This is a genomic window from Pseudomonas zeae (genome assembly GCF_014268485.2).
Classification (GTDB): domain Bacteria; phylum Pseudomonadota; class Gammaproteobacteria; order Pseudomonadales; family Pseudomonadaceae; genus Aquipseudomonas; species Aquipseudomonas neuropathica.
Genome location: NZ_CP077090.1, coordinates 5,186,602 through 5,203,165, shown reverse-complemented (window position 1 = coordinate 5,203,165; position 16,564 = coordinate 5,186,602). Strand labels below are relative to the sequence as shown.

The following is a 16,564-nucleotide window of genomic DNA, read 5'->3' as shown; positions in this document are numbered from 1 at the left end:
CCACAAAAAATTATTCGCTGCGATGAGGGCGCGGATGGCTCAAGGCCTGATCGATCCAGGCCAGCACATCAGCGATCACTTCGTCGCGGTTGGTTTCGTTGAACAATTCGTGCCGTGCCTGCGGGTAGATCTTCAGTTGCAGGTGCTGGCTGCCGGCCGTGCGCAAGGCATTGGCCAGATCTGTCAGACGCTTGCCTTCACTCACCGGATCACATTCGCCGCCGATTACCAGCAGCGGCAGGCCCGGGTCGATCTGGGCGAGATTGGACGCTTTGCTGATCTGCTGCAAGCCGCCGAGCAGGTCTATCCACAGTTGATTGGTGCAGCGAAAGCCACACAGTGGGTCGTTGGCGTACAGGTCGACCTCGGCCGGGTCGCGGCTCAGCCAGTCGAACGGTGTGCGCGCCGGTTTGAACTTGTTATTGAACGAGCCGAACGACAGCCACTCGATCAACGCGCTGCGACCCTTGCCACCCTGACGCAGTTTTTCCAGGCGAGCGATCTGCCGCGCAGCGCGGTACAGCGCAACGGGCTGAAAGTTGGAACCACTGAGAATCGCTCCATGCAGGCTGGCGCTGTGATGCAGCAAATAACCTTGGGCGATATAGCTGCCCATGCTGTGTCCCAGCAGGATGATCGGCACGCCGGGGTGCTGCTGGCCGATGTGCTGATTGAGGCTGGCCAGATCGCCGAGCACTTTGCACCAGCCGTCGTTATCGGCGAAGTGGCCGAGGGTACCGTGATTGGCGGTTTTGCCATGTCCGCGCAAATCCGGCGCGTACACGCCATATCCTTTGTCGCAAAACGTGTCGGCCAGTCGCGCGTAGCGGCCGCTGTGTTCGGCCATGCCATGGGCCAGCAGGATTACCGCTTTCAACGGCGCCGCCGGCAGCCATTGATTGACGAACAGGCGGCTGCGGTCACTCGCGTCCAGCCATAGGGTGTCGTGGATCATGGCGATTCCTTTGCTCAGAGTCGGATCATTGTATAGCGCGTCTGATCAGCTCACGCCACGGCAGGAAGATTCACACGATCAATGACGGCTTTGGCCATATTTGCCTCAATGGCCATAACTGCTAGTGTCCGTGAAGCTCCGCTTTTTCAGAAATGACAGAAAGCGGCCCGGATCGGCTCAGGTAAAGAGGACAAGAACAATGCAACCTGATTTCTGGAACGACAAACGCCCGGCCGGCGTACCGCTGGACATCGACATGGGCGAGTTCAAGTCGGTGATCGAGGTGTTCGAGCGTTCCTGCAAGAAGTTCGCTGATCGCCCGGCGTTCAGCAATATGGGGATCACCCTGACTTACGCTGAACTTGAGCGGCAGAGCGCCGCCTTCGCCGGTTACCTGCAGGCGCATACCGATCTGGCTCCGGGGGATCGCATCGCCGTGCAGATGCCCAACATCCTGCATTACCCGATTGCCGTGTTCGGTGCACTGCGTGCCGGGCTGATCGTGGTCAACACCAATCCGCTGTATACCGCACGGGAGATGCGCCACCAGTTCAAGGATTCCGGCGCGCGGGCGCTGGTGTACCTGAACATGTTCGGCCAGAAGGTCCAGGAAGTGCTGGCCGATACCGACATTCAGTACCTGATCGAAGCGAAGATGGGCGACCTGATGCCCACCGCCAAGGGCTGGCTGGTCAACACCGTGGTCAGCAAAGTGAAGAAAATGGTCCCGGCGTATTCGTTGCCGCAGGCGATCTCCTTCAAGAGCGCACTGCGCATGGGGCGCGGCCTGGGGATCAAGCCGCTGAAGGTCAGCCTCGACGACATCGCCGTGCTGCAATACACCGGTGGCACCACCGGGCTGGCGAAAGGTGCGATGCTCACCCATGGCAATCTGGTGGCGAACATGCAGCAAGTGCGCGCCTGTCTCGCGCAACTCGGCCCGGACGGCCAGCCGCTGCTGCGCGAAGGCCAGGAAGTGATGATCGCGCCGCTGCCGCTGTATCACATCTATGCCTTCACCGCGAACTGCATGTGCATGATGGTTTCCGGCAACCACAACGTGCTGATCAGCAACCCGCGCGATATTGCCGGCTTCATCAAGGAGCTGAAGAACTGGCGCTTCTCCGCGCTGTTGGGCCTGAACACCTTGTTCGTGGCGCTGATGGATCACCCGGATTTCAATACCCTCGATTTCTCCAGCCTGAAGCTCACCAACTCCGGCGGCACCGCGCTGGTCAAAGCCACCGCCGAGCGTTGGGAACAGATGACCGGTTGCCGCATCACCGAGGGTTACGGCCTGACCGAAACCTCACCAGTGGCCTGCACCAACCCGTACGGCGACCAGTCGCGGCTGGGCACGGTCGGCTTGCCGGTGCCGGGCACGTTGCTCAAAGTCATCAACGATGACGGTGTCGAACAGCCGATGGGCGAGCGCGGCGAGTTGTGCATCAAGGGCCCGCAGATCATGAAAGGTTATTGGCACAAGCCTGAGGCCACTGCCGAAGTGCTGGATGCCGAGGGCTGGTTCAAGTCCGGTGACATCGCGGTGATCGATCCGGACGGTTTCGTGCGCATCGTCGATCGCAAGAAGGACATGATCATCGTCTCCGGTTTCAACGTTTATCCGAATGAAATCGAAGATGTGGTCATGGCCCATCCGAAAGTGGCCAACTGCGCGGTGATCGGCGTACCGGACGAGCGTTCGGGCGAGGCGGTGAAGCTGTTTGTGGTGGCGCGGGAAACCGGGGTCAGCCTCGAAGAGCTCAAGGCCTACTGCAAAGAGAATTTCACCGCGTACAAAGTGCCGAAACACATTGTGTTGCGTGAGTCATTGCCGATGACGCCTGTCGGGAAAATTCTGCGGCGTGAGTTGCGCGATATCGCGTAAAAGTCAAAAACACAAAGATCGCAGCCTTCGGCAGCTCCTACCTTGGAATGCATTTCCTGTAGGAGCCTGCCGAAGGCTGCGATCTTTTGCTTTAAGTCCCCGAAAACCGGGGCTTCAAAGGTGTTCTAGGATTTTTGCTCTAAAATGACTGCTAGGTAGTCTTGAGTCATGATAATGACTGTAGGGGCCGCTTTTGGCTCTAGTCGACCCTTGGCAAAGCTGCTACTCTCGGCGCGCTTTGTGACTTCTCGGCCTGTATAAAAGCCAGATTCACCAATACCAAACACACACCAATAATAATCGCATCAAATGCGGTGAAGAATTCGCGTTGCTGAGGAGTGGGCTTCCATGATCGAAGACTTTTGGAAGGATAAATACCCGGCTGGAATTGCTGCCGACATCAATCCGGACGAGTATCCGAACATTCAGGCAGTGTTGAAGCAATCCTGCCAACGCTTCGCCAACAAACCGGCTTTCAGCAACCTGGGCAAGACAATCACTTACGGTGAATTGTACGAATTGTCCGGTGCGTTTGCCGCGTATCTGCAACAGCATACCGATTTGCAGCCCGGCGATCGAATCGCCGTGCAACTGCCCAACGTTCTGCAGTACCCGGTGGCCGTCTTCGGTGCGATTCGCGCCGGGCTGATCGTGGTTAACACCAACCCGCTGTACACCGCGCGGGAAATGGAACACCAATTCAACGACTCCGGCGCCAAAGCCCTTGTTTGCCTGGCGAACATGGCGCATCTGGCTGAAACCGTGGTGCCGAAAACCGGCGTCAAACACGTCATCGTCACTGAAGTCGCCGACCTGCTGCCACCGATCAAGCGCCTGCTGATCAACAGTGTCATCAAGTACGTGAAGAAAATGGTCCCGGCCTATCACTTGCCAAAAGCCGTCAAGTTCAACGACGTGCTGAGCAAGGGCCAGGGTCAACCGGTGGCCGAAGCCAATCCTGACAGCGGCGACGTTGCGGTGCTGCAATACACCGGCGGCACCACCGGCGTGGCCAAAGGCGCGATGCTGACCCATCGCAACCTCGTCGCCAACATGCTGCAGTGCAAGGCGCTGATGGGTTCCAACCTCAATGAAGGTTGCGAGATCCTGATCACGCCGCTGCCGCTGTACCACATCTATGCGTTCACCTTTCATTGCATGGCGATGATGCTGATCGGCAACCACAACATCCTCATCAGCAACCCGCGCGACCTGCCGGCGATGGTCAAGGAACTGTCGAAGTGGAAGTTCAGCGGTTTCGTCGGCCTCAACACGCTGTTCGTCGCGCTGTGCAACAACGAAGGTTTCCGCAAGCTGGATTTCTCGGCGCTGAAAGTTACGTTGTCCGGCGGTATGGCCTTGCAACTGGCCGCTGCCGAGCGCTGGAAAGCGGTCACCGGTTGCGCCATCTGCGAAGGTTACGGCATGACCGAAACCAGCCCGGTGGCCACGGTCAACCCGATCCAGAACATCCAGATCGGCACCATCGGTATTCCGGTGCCATCGACCCTGTGCAAAGTCATCGATGATGCCGGTGTCGAGCAGCCGCTGGGTGAAATCGGCGAACTGTGCGTCAAGGGCCCGCAAGTGATGAAGGGTTACTGGCAGCGTCAGGAAGCCACCGATGAAATGCTCGACAGCGAAGGCTGGCTGAAGACCGGTGACATCGCGCTGATCCAGCCGGACGGCTACATGCGCATCGTTGATCGCAAGAAAGACATGATTCTGGTCTCCGGTTTCAACGTCTACCCGAACGAACTGGAAGACGTGCTGGCGACCCTGCCGGGTGTGTTGCAGTGCGCGGCCATCGGCGTGCCGGACGAGAAGTCGGGCGAGGCGATCAAGATTTTCATCGTCGCCAAACCGGGTGTCACGCTGACCAAGGAAACCGTGATGGAGCACATGCGCGCCAACGTCACGGGTTACAAGGTGCCGCGTTCGGTGGAATTCCGCGATGCGTTGCCGACCACCAACGTCGGCAAGATCCTGCGCCGCGAGTTGCGTGATGAAGAGCTGAAGAAGATCAAGGCCAAGTCCGCCGCCTAAAACACCAAGCCCCGCAGATGCGGGGCTTTTTGTTGGGTGCGGGGCAGGGCTTGGATTTCGCGTTGAGCCTACCCCTCACCCCAGCCCTCTCCCGAGGGAGAGGGAGCCGAACGGGGGCTGTTCAGAACCTGAGTTCGACTCGATATCTCAAGTCGGGCGTACCTCGTCCAGACACTTCGGTCAGTCCGTCACCCAAGGAGAAAGGGAGCAGATCTTCACGCTGTTCAGAACCCGAATTCGACTCGATATCTCAGGTCGGTGCAGCTCATCCAGACACCTCGGTCAGTCCCCTCTCCCAATGGGTAAGGGAGCAGATCTTCATGCTGTTCAGAACCTGAGTTCGACCCGATATCTCAGGTCGGTGTGGCTCATCCAGACACCTCGGTCAGTTCCCTCTCCCAATGGGTAAGGGAGCAGATCTTCATGCTGTTCAGAACCTGAGTTCGACTCGATATCTCAGGTCGGTGCAGCTCATCCAGACACCTCGGTCAGTTCCCTCTCCCTTGGGAGAGGGCTAGGGTGAGGGGAAGGGGGCTGCACAAATCCTACTGACGAAACGGCGCGAAATTCACGTTAGTCCCCGCCGGACGCATGTCCTGCAGATACGAATCCTTGTCCGCACTCAGTTCCAGGCTCAACGCCGCCTTGCGCTTGCCTTCGTTGCGAATCACCAGCCCCTCCAGCTTTTCACGCAGAAACACTGTCGGCACTTTCAGGTGCAGCAATTCGTCAGTGGCCGGTGTGTGCATCAGCAGGTGAATCCACTCGTACTGACCGATGGCCAGACGCGACACCGGCAGGTCGAACCACCAGATGTTGCGGTTACGGTTCAGTTCGGCGAAGTGGCAGTTGTTGGTGCCGAGCACGGCGCCGCCCAGTTCCTTGTTGCGACGGGCAATGGCCTGCGTTTTATCGAGTTTCATAACATTCCTGCGGGATCGGTTCCTGGCGCTTGACGCCCATATGTTGCGCATTCTCGGGGCTACGCACGCAAACATAAAGCCCAACCTGCACGCCGCGACGAAATGAGCCGCTGAAAATAAATGAAACTTGGCGCAAATCCGGCCAGTCAATCATTACGTACTGACTTTTCCCTCTTAATGCACCAAGGAGAAACACCATGAGTAGCACAGGCGATAAAGTAAAAGGCATGGCTAATGAAGCGGTCGGCAACGTCAAGCAAGGCGTCGGTAAAGCCACCGACAACACCAAGCTGCAAGCCGAAGGCAAACTGCAAGAGAAAAAAGGCGAGGCCCAGCAAGCGGTCGGTAAAGCCAAGGACGCCATCAAGAAAGGTGTCGACAAGGCGTAATTCAGCCTTGAACGAAATACATGAACGGCCATCCAAGGATGGCCGTTTTTGTGTCAAAAGCCTGCAGCAACCCGACGAGGTTCGCCAAACAGGCTACCGTGATGTAAAAAACGGCCCCTGAGTCGCCACGACTTCAACCTGTATTGCGGCGAAAGGAGACGCGAATGATATTTCCGGACATGAAAGGTCTGCCCCTGCACCGGGTGATGGTGCGCACGGTCACTGAATTCGTCGACGACGAGATGTCGACCTATGCCTCGGCACTGGCCTACCAGATGCTGTTCTCGCTGTTCCCGTTCATTCTGTTCCTGATCGCCCTGATCGGTTTCCTGCACCTGCCGGACTTCTTCTCTTGGCTGCGCCTGCAATCGGAACTGGTCTTGCCACCGCAGGCACTGGAGCAGGTCAATCCGGTGATTGACCAGTTACAGCAGTCCAAGGGTGGCCTGCTTTCCGTCGGTATTGTTATCGCCCTGTACACCGCCTCCGCTGGCGTGCGCTTGATGATGAGCGCGATGAACGCCGCGTATGACGTGGTCGAAGGCCGACCGATCTGGAAGCGTTTTCCACTGTCGATTGTCTACACCGTCGGCATTGCCGGCATGCTCCTGGTGGCCGCCGCGCTGATGGTGCTCGGGCCGCAGGTGATGGGCTGGATCGCCGCGCAGGTGGGGCTGGAAGACTTCATCGTCACCGTGTGGACCATCGCGCGTTGGCCGGTGATCGTGATTCTGATGATGGTCGCGGTGGCACTGATCTACTACGTCATGCCTGACGTCAAACAGGAATTCCGCTTCATCACCCCCGGTTCGGTATTGGCCGTGGTGGTGTGGATCATCGCCTCGTTGGGTTTCGCCTTCTACGTGAAGACCTTCGCCAACTACAACGCGATGTATGGCAGCATCGGGGCGATCATCGTGCTGTTGCTGTACTTCTACATTTCCGCTGCGGTGCTGTTGCTCGGCGCCGAGATGAATGCGGTGATCGAGCACATGTCCAGCGAGGGCAAGGATGCGGGTGAGAAAGTCCCCGGCGAACTCGATGAACATCCCAAACAACACGTCTCGGGCCTGGGCCGCGATCATTCGCTCAAGCCGGACACTGACGAAGTCTGATCATGATCCGTGAAATTCTGAAAATGGGCGACGAGCGCCTGCTGCGCATTGCCCCGCCCGTGCCGGTCGAGATGTTCGACAGCCCCGAGCTGTGGCAACTGATCGACGATATGTTCCAGACCATGGAAAGCGTCGGTGGCGTTGGCCTGGCGGCGCCGCAGATCGGTGTCGATCTGCAACTGGTGATCTTTGGTTTTGAACACAGCGAACGTTACCCGGACGCTGAAGCGGTGCCGCAGACGATCCTGATCAATCCGCTGATCACGCCGTTGAGTCCGTTGATGGAGGAGGGCTTCGAAGGGTGTCTGTCGGTGCCGGGTTTGCGTGGTGCGGTGGATCGTTATCAGCAGATTCGCTATGAAGGGTTTGATCCGAAGGGCGAGCCGATTGTGCGTATCGCGTCAGGTTTCCACGCCCGCGTTGTGCAGCACGAATGCGATCACCTGATCGGCCGGTTGTACCCGTCGCGGATCACCGACTTCACTAAGTTCGGTTTTACCGAAGTGATGTTCCCGGATCTTGATCCCACAGCTGACGATTGATCCCCGAGAACACCACGCCCCCCTGTAGGAGTGAGCCTGCTCGCGATAGCGGTCTGTCAGTGACATTTTCGGTGACTGACACACCGCTATCGCGAGCAGGCTCACTCCTACAGGGTTTTGTTAGGCGGAGGGGGCCAGCTCCATCGCAATCATCGGCTTGCTCCGCGCATACCGGCTCAAGCGCTCCGCCATCGCCTGGGGCAGGGCCGGGTCGAACGTGAACCCGCGTCGCTCATAAAAACCGCGCAAATCCGGATGGCAGAACAGCCACACCGGCTCGCTCACATCCTGCACCGCCGCTGCAATCAGCTTTGCGGCAACGCCCTGTTCACGACACCCCGGATCAACGAACAACCCGGTCAACCAATGCCCGCCGGACACTGGCCGCAAGCACAGCGCGCCAACGATCTCTCCGCGCCGCGCCACCCATAACTGTGCCTCGCGAACCGCTTTCATCGAGGACTGGTGGCTGCGGTAAAACTTGTTCATCAACGGCCATAACGACTCGTCGAGCAGGCTGTATTGGGTGTCGGGCATGGGATCGGACTGTCGGCGTGAAAAGCGCCGATTATAAAAGAACGCACGGCTCTGGATAGGTGTATACCTGACCTCACATCCCCTGTGAGTGGAGTACGCATCATGTCCAAAGGTATGGATTCAAAGAAAGCCGCGAAGAAGAAACCGGCCAAGACCGCGATTGAAAAACGCGCGGAGAAGAAAGCCAAGAAAGTCGACATCTTCGGTCACTGATCACGCCTTTCGGGAGCCCGGTTCTCGGGCTCCTGCCTGCATCCGAAAATAATCTGCAAGATTGCACTGCGTCGTTGCACAGAAGGGGACGATCCCCGTTCCGAGCAACGCCATGCCCCATTACTTCGACGCCGTCCATCGTCAGCAGATCGAAACCCTGTGCCAACGTCTCACCGCTCGTACCGAGTGGCCAACCTGGCTGTTGCTGATCGGCGTCTATGGCGGCTGGTTTGCCATTGTTCTCAATAGTCACTGGCTGGGCCGTGCCTTGAGCACCTTGGTGCTGATTCCGCTGTTGTTTTTGTAGTGCTGCAACTTTTGCCTTCGCGAGCAAGCTCGCTCCCACAGGAGAAACGCATTCCAATGTGGGAGCGAGCTTGCTCGCGAAAGCGTCCGCTCCGGCAGCATTTCTCCTCGTGCTGAACCGATTCTTGTGCAAAAAGTGCCAGATACTGGCCGACTAGTGGCCTTGCGCAAGGCTTCGTGCTGGCTATGCTATCTGTAACTAACTATGTCGACCGTCATGTCAAAACATGGCTGAAATGCAGGGTTAGTCCGTGAATTCATGCTGCCAGAGTGCGCAAGCCAAGGCACCGACACTGAACCAACAAGGAGCGTCGCTTACATGGAAGTTCTTCAACGCGTTAGGGCTGGCCCGCGTGCGGGCTATCAAGAGAAGGATGTCTTGATTAGAGCGTCGCTGCATGGACACTCCGATTGATCATCATTTATCACCTGACAACTTCCTCCCGTGGAGGAATGCGTGTGCCTGTTCTGTGGAACGTAGTGGTGGATCGTGAAAGAACTGAACTTTCATCAAATCAAAAGTCCGCGCGGAAGGTGATACAACCATGTTCAACCTACATCACAAGGCTGACCTGCAGGAAATCGAGCGCTTCAGCTGCGCCCTGACCGAGGCCAACGCCAAACTGGAAGCGATCAGCCGTTCGATGGCAATGATCGAGTTCACCCCTGAGGGCATCGTCCTGGATGCCAACGAAAACTTCTGCAAGACCATGGGTTACAGCGCCGATGAAGTGCGCGGTAAGCATCACCGGATCTTTTGTGAGGAAGCGTTTTACCGCAGTGAGGAGTACGCCAGGTTGTGGCGTGATCTGGCTCGCGGTGAGCCCATCAGCGGCACTTTTCTGCGTTTGAACAAGGGCGGCAGGGAGGTTTGGCTCGAAGCCAGTTACATGCCGGTGTATGGCCCGGACAAGCAAGTCAGAAGCGTGATCAAAGTAGCGGCGGACATCACCGCGCGGATCAACAAGGAACATGAAGAAGAAAGCATGCTGGCCGCGATCAGCCGCTCGATGGCGGTAATCGAGTTCACCCCGGAAGGTAATGTCATCGCCGCCAACGACAACTTTCTGAAGACCATGCAGTACTCGCTCAACGAAATCGTCGGTCATCACCACAGCATGTTCTGCCATCGCAGCGAAGCGGAATCCTCGCAATACAAGGCATTCTGGGCCTCGCTCAATCGCGGCGAATATCACTCGCATCGTTTCGAGCGCAAGAACAAGTCCGGGCACATGGTCTATCTGGAAGCGTCGTACAACCCACTGTTCGACGCCAAGGGTCGCCTGTACAAAGTGGTCAAGTTCGCCAGCGACATCACCCATCAGATGACCACGCTGCAGAACGCTGCTGAATCGGCCCACAGCACCTCGGTACAAAACGACGCCTGCGCGCAAAAAGGCTCACAGGTCGTGCAGCAAACCGTGCAGATCATCCAGGACATCTCCCGCGACCTCAACGAAGCGGCGGCGAGTATCGATGCGGTGAGTAAGCAATCGGACATCATCGGCACCATCGTCCAGACCATTCGCGGCATTGCCGACCAGACCAACTTGCTGGCGCTCAATGCCGCCATCGAAGCGGCGCGAGCCGGTGAACATGGACGCGGGTTTGCCGTGGTTGCGGATGAAGTGCGTAGCCTCGCGGCGCGTACCAGTCAGGCGACGCTGGAGATTGTCGAGGTGGTGCGCAAAAACCATGACCTGTCGCTGAGTGCGGTGTCGAGCATGCAGTCAAGCCTGAGTCGCACCGGGCTAGGTGTGGAGCTGGCGAATGAAGCAGGGGAGGTGATTCTGGAAATTCAGCAGGGCTCGCGGCATGTGGTGGACGCGATCAGTCAGTTCAATGAGACCCTGCAACTGAACTGATCTTTCCTGAACACACAAAAAACTGTGGGAGCGAGCCTGCTCGCGAAGGCGGCGGAACATTCAACATCTACGTTGATTGGTTCACCGCCTTCGCGAGCAGGCTCGCTTCCACATTTGATTTCAGGCGACCTGGAAATCACAGCGCAGCGAGAAACTTGCCCGCCTGCTTGTCGCTGTCCTTCACATCGTTGTCTTTTTCCGCCTGCGCCAACTTCATTTTGTCCTGCAAGCGCTCGGCGATCTCTTTGCCGATGGCCAGTTGTTTCTCCGGCGGCATGGCTTTGATGTCGTCTTCGGTCAGCCCCATGGACTGCAGGATACTGTCGCGCAGACGCTGTTCCGGCGTCTTGCTCATGTAGTCCTTGAACTCGTCAGTGGCGGATGCCGCCGAGGCTGTGGTGGCGTCGGTCGATTGCAGGTTCACGCGGGTCTTGGCGAACGCTTCGTCGACGTTATCGCTGATGCGTGAGGCTTCGCTGACTTGCTGGGTGGCGATCTGTGTGGCCGAGTCCTGCACTTTGGCGGTGGCTTCGGCGGTTTGCGCCTGGGTCTGGTTTTGCAGGGTTTGCAGCATGGCGCCGTGCAGACCACCTTGCAGACCGGCTGCGGCGATGGACGTCGCATCGTCATTCACCGCTTTGGGCAGATGAATGATTTGCTGTTGTTTGGCACTGATCAACATGATGTGCGGACCTGTAGGTAATTGCTGACTCGCGTATCGGAGCAATTACCGTGCCTTTTGAATAAATCCTTTTATTTCAACAACTTGATCATCAGTCAGGTGTTCGTGGCGGTCATCCCTTGCCGATAAGTGGCAGAGGATGACCGTTGTCCCATCAGCGATGAGCGATGTTCTCCAGCGCCAGATTGCGCGTGCGCGGGCCGAACCAGCCGATGGTCAGCATCACGATCAGCATGCTGCTGACGATAAACGCCAATACCCCCGGCGTACCGAAATTGTCGAGAAACAAGCCGATCAACAAGCTGCTGAACACTGTCGACAAGCGACTGAACGAATAACAGAAACCCACGGCGCGCGCGCGGATGTTGGTCGGGAACAGTTCGCTCTGGTACGAGTGATAGCTGAAACTCAGCCAGGCATTGCAGAAGGTGATCATCACCCCGCAGAAGATCAGCCCGAATGCGCTGGTCTGCAGGGCGAACAAGGTGCCGAAGGTCATCGCGCCGAGGGCTGAGCCGACGATCTGCCATTTGTTTTCGAAGCGGTTGGCGAACTTCACGAACAGCAGCGGCCCGAGCGGGTAGGCGAGGGTGATGATGAAGGCGTACATCAAACTGTGGGTGACGCTGACGCCTTGGCCGGACAGCAGCGCCGGCAGCCAGTTGCCGAAACCGAAGAAACCGATTGCCTGGAAGATGTGGAAGACGATCAGCATCAACGCGCGGCGACGATACGGCGGCTGCCAGATATCGGCAAAACGGCCCTTGCCTTCGACGTCGACGGGCACGGCTTCGGGGGCGTCCAGCGGTTTGCCGTAGTCCTTCTGGCAACGGGTTTCAATGTGGTCGAGAATCCGGTTGGCTTCCTCAAAGCGGCCATGCTGCGCGAGCCAGCGCGGCGATTCCGGCAGACGTTTGCGCAGCCACCAGATAAACAGCGCAAACACCGCACTGGCCAGCACCACCCAGCGCCAGCCGGAGACACCGAACGGCGCTTGCGGCACCAGCCACCACGACATCAATGCCACCGCCGGCACCGACAGGAACTGCACGAAAAACGCGAAGGCAAAGGCTGAGCTGCGCATGCGTTTCGGCACCAGTTCCGAGAGGTAGGCATCAATGGTGACCAACTCGATGCCCAGGCCGATGCCAACCAGAAAGCGCATGCAGATGATGCCCAGCGCCGAACTCTGAATCCCCATCAACACCGTCGCCACCGTGTACCAGACCAGGGCGAAGGTGAAGATCGCACGGCGGCCGAAACGATCCGCCAATGGGCTGAGCAGACTGGCGCCGAGGAACAGGCCGAGAAACGTTGCCGAGGCAAACGCCGCTTGATCAGAGAAACCGAACACGCCCTGATTGCCAGTGGCAAAGATCCCGTCGCGGATCAGCCCGGGGCTGATGTAAGCGGTCTGGAACAGGTCGTAGAGTTCGAAAAATCCACCGATCGACAGCAGCGCCACCAGCCGCCAGATCGTCGCGACCGCCGGAAGGCGATCGATGCGGGCGGACACCTGAGCGGCGCGTATCGGGTCGATGCCGTCGCTTTGCGCGGTGGCGGGGGCGTGTGCAGTCATGGGCTGGTCCATTTTTTATTGATGGAAAAGCTTAGCCTGCTATCGGAGTTCACGGATTGTGAATATCGGCGGATTAAACAGATAAACCGCTGAATTCTCGCAATATCTGCTTACGAATTAACGATTTATGCCGCAGCCGCCGAATCCGGTAGCGCCGAGGCTGGCAGCCCGAAAATCCGGTCAAACAGCCAATTGAAGGCAAACGTGTAGCAGGGGATGAAAATGATCAGCGCCAGATCCAATAGAAACGCCTGCACCAGACTGATGTTCATCCACCACGCGATCAATGGAATCAGAAACACGATCAGCGTCAGTTGAAAGCCCACCGCGTGAGCGATACGGCGTTTCACTGTGCGCGTGCGCGATTGCTGGCGGCTTTCCCAGTGCTCGAACAACGAGGTGTAAATGAAGTTCCAGGTCACGGCGATGGTGGTGATGATCACCGCCAGTGGTCCGGTGCTGCCCGGTGAAGTGCCGGACAACAACGCCAGACCGAGGGCGGAGAAGGTCATGCCGATTACTTCATAGAGCGACACATAGACCAGTTTGCGTTTGACGCCTTGCATGGGGAGTTGCCTCTTTCTTGCCGTTTGTTGGCCAGCGGGACTGGCGAAGGCGGCAAAAGATAGCTTCAATAGCGCTGACAGAAAAAGTCAGTAGCTTTCAGTTTTGTTGATAGGTGTGCAAAGTGAATTTCAACAGTGACAGCATCGAGCTGTTTCTTGCCGTAATCGAACGCGGCTCGTTTTCGGCGGCGGCGCGTGCGCTGGGCAAAGTCCCGTCGGCCGTAAGTATGGGCATCGGCAACCTTGAGGCGGAACTCGGTTATCTGCTGTTCGACCGCAGCCATCGCGAACCACAACCCACGGCAATGGCGCTGTCGCTGGTGCCGCATGCGCGGCTGATCGCCGAGCAGCTCAAGCAACTGCAAGTGCACGCGGTGGAACTGTCGCTGGGGCTGGAGAGCAAGCTGTCGATCGCCGTGGTCGCGGACATCGACCGGCGCCGTTTGCTGGCGGCGATCAAGCTGATCGCCGAGCGGCATCCGCTGCTCGATATCGAAGTGCTGACCGCGCCGCAGGACGACGTATTGGCGATGCTGCACAGCGGCCGCGTCAGCCTGTGCCTGGCGTTCGCCGGATTGAGCATGAATGTGCTGGAGCGTTTTCAGTTTGTCGGCAGCGAACGGATGATCGCCACCCTGGCGGCGGACAGTCCGTTGTTGCAGGGGCAGGATCTGTTTCTCGAGGATCTGGTGCATGTACGGCAGATCATCGTCGCCAGTCGTGACTTGCCAATCAGCGAAACACGGCCGTTGGTGGCGGAGTCGTATTGGCGCACGGACAATCTCGAGACGGCCATGGAAATGGTCGAGGCAGGATTGGGCTGGGGTAATTTCCCGCTGTCGGTGGTGCAGTCGCGGATCGAGTCCGGGCGACTGAAACGGCTGAATTTCCGCAACATCGAAAATGGTCTGGTGATGCCGGTGCATGCGGTATGGCTCAAGAGCCAGCCCTTACAAAAGGGCGCACTGGCTCTGGTTGATCTGCTCAGCCACTAGCGACTGTGGAGATCCAATGTGGGAGCGAGCCTGCTCGCGAAAGCGTCGTGTCAGTCGGCACATACTTATCTTACATCGCGCTTTCGCGAGCAGGCTCGCTCCCACAGGGATTGTGTTTCAACCTTGAATCTGTGGGAGGTCAGGTGCTTTCGCGAATCTTCAGTTCAAAGCCCATGTCTTCCACCGGCCGCGCCACGCTGTTACCGGCCATCAACGTCAGCATCTGCTCCGCCGCGCGCCGGCCAATCGCTTCACGCGGGGTGTTGATGCTGCTCAGGCGCGGCACCATGTGTTCGGACATTGGCAAGTCGTTGAAACCGAGAATCGCTACCTGCTCAGGAATCTTGATGCCGTTGCGCAGCGCCTCCAGCAACGCACCCTGCGCCAGGTCATCGTTACCGAAGAAGATCGCATCAACGTCCGGATGCGCCGCGAGCAATTGCAAAAACAACTCCCCGCCCAAGCCCACCGATGAAGAACGAGGCGTCAGTACTTCTAGATCCGGGTCGTAACGTCCGGCCTTTTGCAACGCTTTGCGAAAGCCTTCACCGCGCAACAAGGTGCGCTGATCAAGTTGCGCACCGATGTAAGCCAGACGCTTGCGCCCACGCGAAAGCAAATGTTCGGCCGCCGTTTCACCGGCACTCAGTTGCGAGAACCCTACGCAATTCACTCCGGCAGCGCTGTCCAGTTCCATCATGTACACGCAGGGAATATTGCTCGCCTCGATCATTCGTCGTGAACTTTCCGTGCGATCAAATCCGGTCAGCAAAAATCCACGCGGCTGATAGGCCATGTAGTTGCGCAGCAGGTTTTCTTCTTCATCACGTGAATAGTGGAAGTTGCCGATCAGCACTTCGAAGCCTTTGGGCGTCAGTACCCGATGAATGGCTTCCAGCGTATCGATGAACAGCAAGTTGGATAACGAAGGCACCAGAACCACCACCGAATGGCTCTGCGCCGAGGCCAATGCGCGGGCGGCAGGGTTGACCACGTAGTTGAGTTCGAGCGCGGCTTTCTGGACTTTTTCCACAAGGTCAGTGGCCACGGTGCTGACACCGCGCAAGGCCCGGGAGGCAGTAATCGGGCTGACACCGGCCAGACGGGCAACTTCATTCAGGGTGGGACGGCCGGTGGTGCGAGTGTTTTTATCGTTTTTAGGGGAGGTCATCGGGCGGCTTGCCAAACAAAAATCAAGGCACTAAGGTAGCGCTGTCCTGATGCAGCTGTAAATGCGTAAGCGAGGTCTTGCCTGATCTTCGCTTTTTGGCGTTGGGAACAAACCTGCTGCAACCCAAAAAAACGACAAGAAGGCGTCGGCAACTTCTGCCTGTGCACTAGAGTCATAGCTAGCAAAGGTAGCGCTGTCTGCGCGCTGAGGTGTTATATGAGTCATCCCATCACCGCCCTGGTCATCATGGGCGTTGCCGGTTGCGGCAAGACGTGCGTCAGCGAGGCCCTGTGCCAATTGAGCGGCGCCACTGCCATTGAAGGCGATACTTTCCATCCGGCCGCGAACATCGAAAAGATGAGCGCGGGGATCCCCCTGAACGACGACGACCGTGCCGGCTGGCTCGACAGCCTGTGCGATGAACTGCGTCGCGTCGACGCGCTGGGCAAACGCCCGGTGCTGACCTGCTCGGCCCTTAAACACAGTTATCGCGAAGTGTTGCGCAGCGCCTTGCCGGGCCTGGGTTTCGTGTTTCTTGAATTGACCCCTGAAGTTGCCGCTGAACGTGTGTCCCACCGTCCGGGCCACTTCATGCCCGCGACGTTGATCGAAAGCCAGTTCGCCACCCTCGAATCGCCGATAGGTGAGCCGTTGACGTTGGCGTTGAATGCTTCGATCCACAGTGTTGAAGAACTGGCGTCCCAGGCTCACGTCTGGTGGCAGGCCCACGGTCTGAAACAAGCGGTATGAGTGTGTTGAAAGAGATAGCGCTGTCCTTCCGACTTCTGTTTA

Annotated in this window: 15 protein-coding genes and 2 pseudogenes; 10 read left to right on the top strand and 7 right to left on the bottom strand. The window is 57.9% G+C overall.

The window, feature by feature from the left end; all coding sequences use genetic code 11:
* Positions 1 to 10: 10 nt before the first annotated feature.
* Positions 11 to 955: an alpha/beta hydrolase gene (locus HU754_RS22990; protein WP_093430458.1), complete on the bottom strand. Its 945-nt coding sequence runs from the start codon at positions 953 to 955 to the stop codon at positions 11 to 13.
* 199 nt (positions 956 to 1,154) lie between these two features.
* Between HU754_RS22990 and fadD2 the strand changes: the two genes are divergently transcribed.
* Both fadD2 and fadD1 read left to right on the top strand, forming a co-directional pair.
* Positions 1,155 to 2,843, top strand: coding sequence for a long-chain-fatty-acid--CoA ligase FadD2 (gene fadD2 / locus HU754_RS22985; protein WP_186625330.1), 1,689 nt, complete (start codon positions 1,155 to 1,157; stop codon positions 2,841 to 2,843).
* 348 nt (positions 2,844 to 3,191) lie between these two features.
* Positions 3,192 to 4,889: a long-chain-fatty-acid--CoA ligase FadD1 gene (gene fadD1, locus HU754_RS22980; RefSeq protein ID WP_095048180.1), complete on the top strand. Its 1,698-nt coding sequence runs from the start codon at positions 3,192 to 3,194 to the stop codon at positions 4,887 to 4,889.
* A 545-nt stretch (positions 4,890 to 5,434) separates the two neighbouring features.
* Here fadD1 and HU754_RS22975 read toward each other — a convergent pair.
* Entirely contained in the window at positions 5,435 to 5,812 is a 378-nt protein-coding gene (locus tag HU754_RS22975; RefSeq protein ID WP_007917843.1) for a hypothetical protein, read from the bottom strand.
* 197 nt (positions 5,813 to 6,009) lie between these two features.
* Between HU754_RS22975 and HU754_RS22970 the strand changes: the two genes are divergently transcribed.
* The 3 genes from HU754_RS22970 to def all read left to right on the top strand — a co-directional run bounded on the left by HU754_RS22970 (position 6,010) and on the right by def (position 7,858).
* Positions 6,010 to 6,201, top strand: a complete 192-nt coding sequence (locus HU754_RS22970; protein WP_027612573.1) for a CsbD family protein — start codon at positions 6,010 to 6,012, stop codon at positions 6,199 to 6,201.
* 164 nt (positions 6,202 to 6,365) lie between these two features.
* Positions 6,366 to 7,316: a YihY/virulence factor BrkB family protein gene (locus HU754_RS22965; RefSeq protein ID WP_007917840.1), complete on the top strand. Its 951-nt coding sequence runs from the start codon at positions 6,366 to 6,368 to the stop codon at positions 7,314 to 7,316.
* A gap of 2 nt (positions 7,317 to 7,318) precedes the next feature.
* Positions 7,319 to 7,858: a peptide deformylase gene (def, locus tag HU754_RS22960; protein WP_099756987.1), complete on the top strand. Its 540-nt coding sequence runs from the start codon at positions 7,319 to 7,321 to the stop codon at positions 7,856 to 7,858.
* 120 nt (positions 7,859 to 7,978) lie between these two features.
* On the opposite strand, the gene HU754_RS22955 is transcribed toward def, so the two are convergent.
* Positions 7,979 to 8,395, bottom strand: coding sequence for a GNAT family N-acetyltransferase (locus HU754_RS22955; RefSeq protein WP_093430453.1), 417 nt, complete (start codon positions 8,393 to 8,395; stop codon positions 7,979 to 7,981).
* Positions 8,396 to 8,720: 325 nt separating this feature from the next.
* Between HU754_RS22955 and HU754_RS22950 the strand changes: the two are divergent.
* The 3 genes and pseudogenes from HU754_RS22950 to HU754_RS29855 form a co-directional block, all read left to right on the top strand.
* Positions 8,721 to 8,912 (top strand): annotated as a pseudogene (locus HU754_RS22950) (fatty acid desaturase); the annotation flags it as partial.
* Between the two features lie 547 nt (positions 8,913 to 9,459).
* A pseudogene (locus HU754_RS29860) lies at positions 9,460 to 10,236 on the top strand (PAS domain-containing protein); the annotation flags it as partial.
* Between the two features lie 3 nt (positions 10,237 to 10,239).
* The gene (locus HU754_RS29855) at positions 10,240 to 10,779 is read left to right on the top strand and encodes a methyl-accepting chemotaxis protein (RefSeq protein ID WP_225919999.1); all 540 of its coding nucleotides are present in this window, start codon (positions 10,240 to 10,242) and stop codon (positions 10,777 to 10,779) included.
* 136 nt (positions 10,780 to 10,915) lie between these two features.
* Here HU754_RS29855 and HU754_RS22940 read toward each other — a convergent pair whose 3' ends face one another.
* The 3 genes from HU754_RS22940 to HU754_RS22930 all read right to left on the bottom strand — a co-directional run bounded on the left by HU754_RS22940 (position 10,916) and on the right by HU754_RS22930 (position 13,606).
* The gene (locus tag HU754_RS22940; protein ID WP_186625334.1) at positions 10,916 to 11,461 is read right to left on the bottom strand and encodes a hypothetical protein; all 546 of its coding nucleotides are present in this window, start codon (positions 11,459 to 11,461) and stop codon (positions 10,916 to 10,918) included.
* Between the two features lie 154 nt (positions 11,462 to 11,615).
* A complete protein-coding gene (locus tag HU754_RS22935; protein WP_186625336.1) occupies positions 11,616 to 13,040 on the bottom strand; it encodes an MFS transporter in 1,425 nt (474 codons plus the stop codon).
* Positions 13,041 to 13,165: 125 nt separating this feature from the next.
* Positions 13,166 to 13,606 carry a PACE efflux transporter gene (locus HU754_RS22930; protein WP_034153370.1) on the bottom strand — a complete coding sequence of 147 codons (441 nt, stop codon included), beginning with the start codon at positions 13,604 to 13,606 and terminating at the stop codon, positions 13,166 to 13,168.
* 122 nt (positions 13,607 to 13,728) lie between these two features.
* On the opposite strand from HU754_RS22930, the gene HU754_RS22925 reads away from it, so the two are divergent.
* The gene (locus HU754_RS22925) at positions 13,729 to 14,601 is read left to right on the top strand and encodes a LysR family transcriptional regulator (protein WP_186625338.1); all 873 of its coding nucleotides are present in this window, start codon (positions 13,729 to 13,731) and stop codon (positions 14,599 to 14,601) included.
* 139 nt (positions 14,602 to 14,740) lie between these two features.
* Here the strand turns inward: HU754_RS22925 and gntR are convergent, their stop codons facing one another.
* Positions 14,741 to 15,772, bottom strand: coding sequence for an HTH-type transcriptional regulator GntR (gntR, locus tag HU754_RS22920; protein WP_093430446.1), 1,032 nt, complete (start codon positions 15,770 to 15,772; stop codon positions 14,741 to 14,743).
* A 216-nt stretch (positions 15,773 to 15,988) separates the two neighbouring features.
* Between gntR and HU754_RS22915 the strand changes: the two genes are divergently transcribed.
* Positions 15,989 to 16,522: a gluconokinase gene (locus tag HU754_RS22915; protein WP_093430445.1), complete on the top strand. Its 534-nt coding sequence runs from the start codon at positions 15,989 to 15,991 to the stop codon at positions 16,520 to 16,522.
* Positions 16,523 to 16,564: the final 42 nt, after the last annotated feature.

Bases quoted from the DNA above. Each gene is read 5' to 3' on its own strand.
- HU754_RS22990 (WP_093430458.1), bottom strand. From the start codon at position 955: ATGATCCACGACACCCTATGGCTGGACGCGAGTGACCGCAGCCGCCTG.
- fadD2 (WP_186625330.1), top strand. From the start codon at position 1,155: ATGCAACCTGATTTCTGGAACGACAAACGCCCGGCCGGCGTACCGCTG.
- fadD1 (WP_095048180.1), top strand. From the start codon at position 3,192: ATGATCGAAGACTTTTGGAAGGATAAATACCCGGCTGGAATTGCTGCC.
- HU754_RS22975 (WP_007917843.1), bottom strand. From the start codon at position 5,812: ATGAAACTCGATAAAACGCAGGCCATTGCCCGTCGCAACAAGGAACTG.
- HU754_RS22970 (WP_027612573.1), top strand. From the start codon at position 6,010: ATGAGTAGCACAGGCGATAAAGTAAAAGGCATGGCTAATGAAGCGGTC.
- HU754_RS22965 (WP_007917840.1), top strand. From the start codon at position 6,366: ATGATATTTCCGGACATGAAAGGTCTGCCCCTGCACCGGGTGATGGTG.
- def (WP_099756987.1), top strand. From the start codon at position 7,319: ATGATCCGTGAAATTCTGAAAATGGGCGACGAGCGCCTGCTGCGCATT.
- HU754_RS22955 (WP_093430453.1), bottom strand. From the start codon at position 8,395: ATGCCCGACACCCAATACAGCCTGCTCGACGAGTCGTTATGGCCGTTG.
- HU754_RS29855 (WP_225919999.1), top strand. From the start codon at position 10,240: ATGACCACGCTGCAGAACGCTGCTGAATCGGCCCACAGCACCTCGGTA.
- HU754_RS22940 (WP_186625334.1), bottom strand. From the start codon at position 11,461: ATGTTGATCAGTGCCAAACAACAGCAAATCATTCATCTGCCCAAAGCG.
- HU754_RS22935 (WP_186625336.1), bottom strand. From the start codon at position 13,040: ATGACTGCACACGCCCCCGCCACCGCGCAAAGCGACGGCATCGACCCG.
- HU754_RS22930 (WP_034153370.1), bottom strand. From the start codon at position 13,606: ATGCAAGGCGTCAAACGCAAACTGGTCTATGTGTCGCTCTATGAAGTA.
- gntR (WP_093430446.1), bottom strand. From the start codon at position 15,772: ATGACCTCCCCTAAAAACGATAAAAACACTCGCACCACCGGCCGTCCC.
- HU754_RS22915 (WP_093430445.1), top strand. From the start codon at position 15,989: ATGAGTCATCCCATCACCGCCCTGGTCATCATGGGCGTTGCCGGTTGC.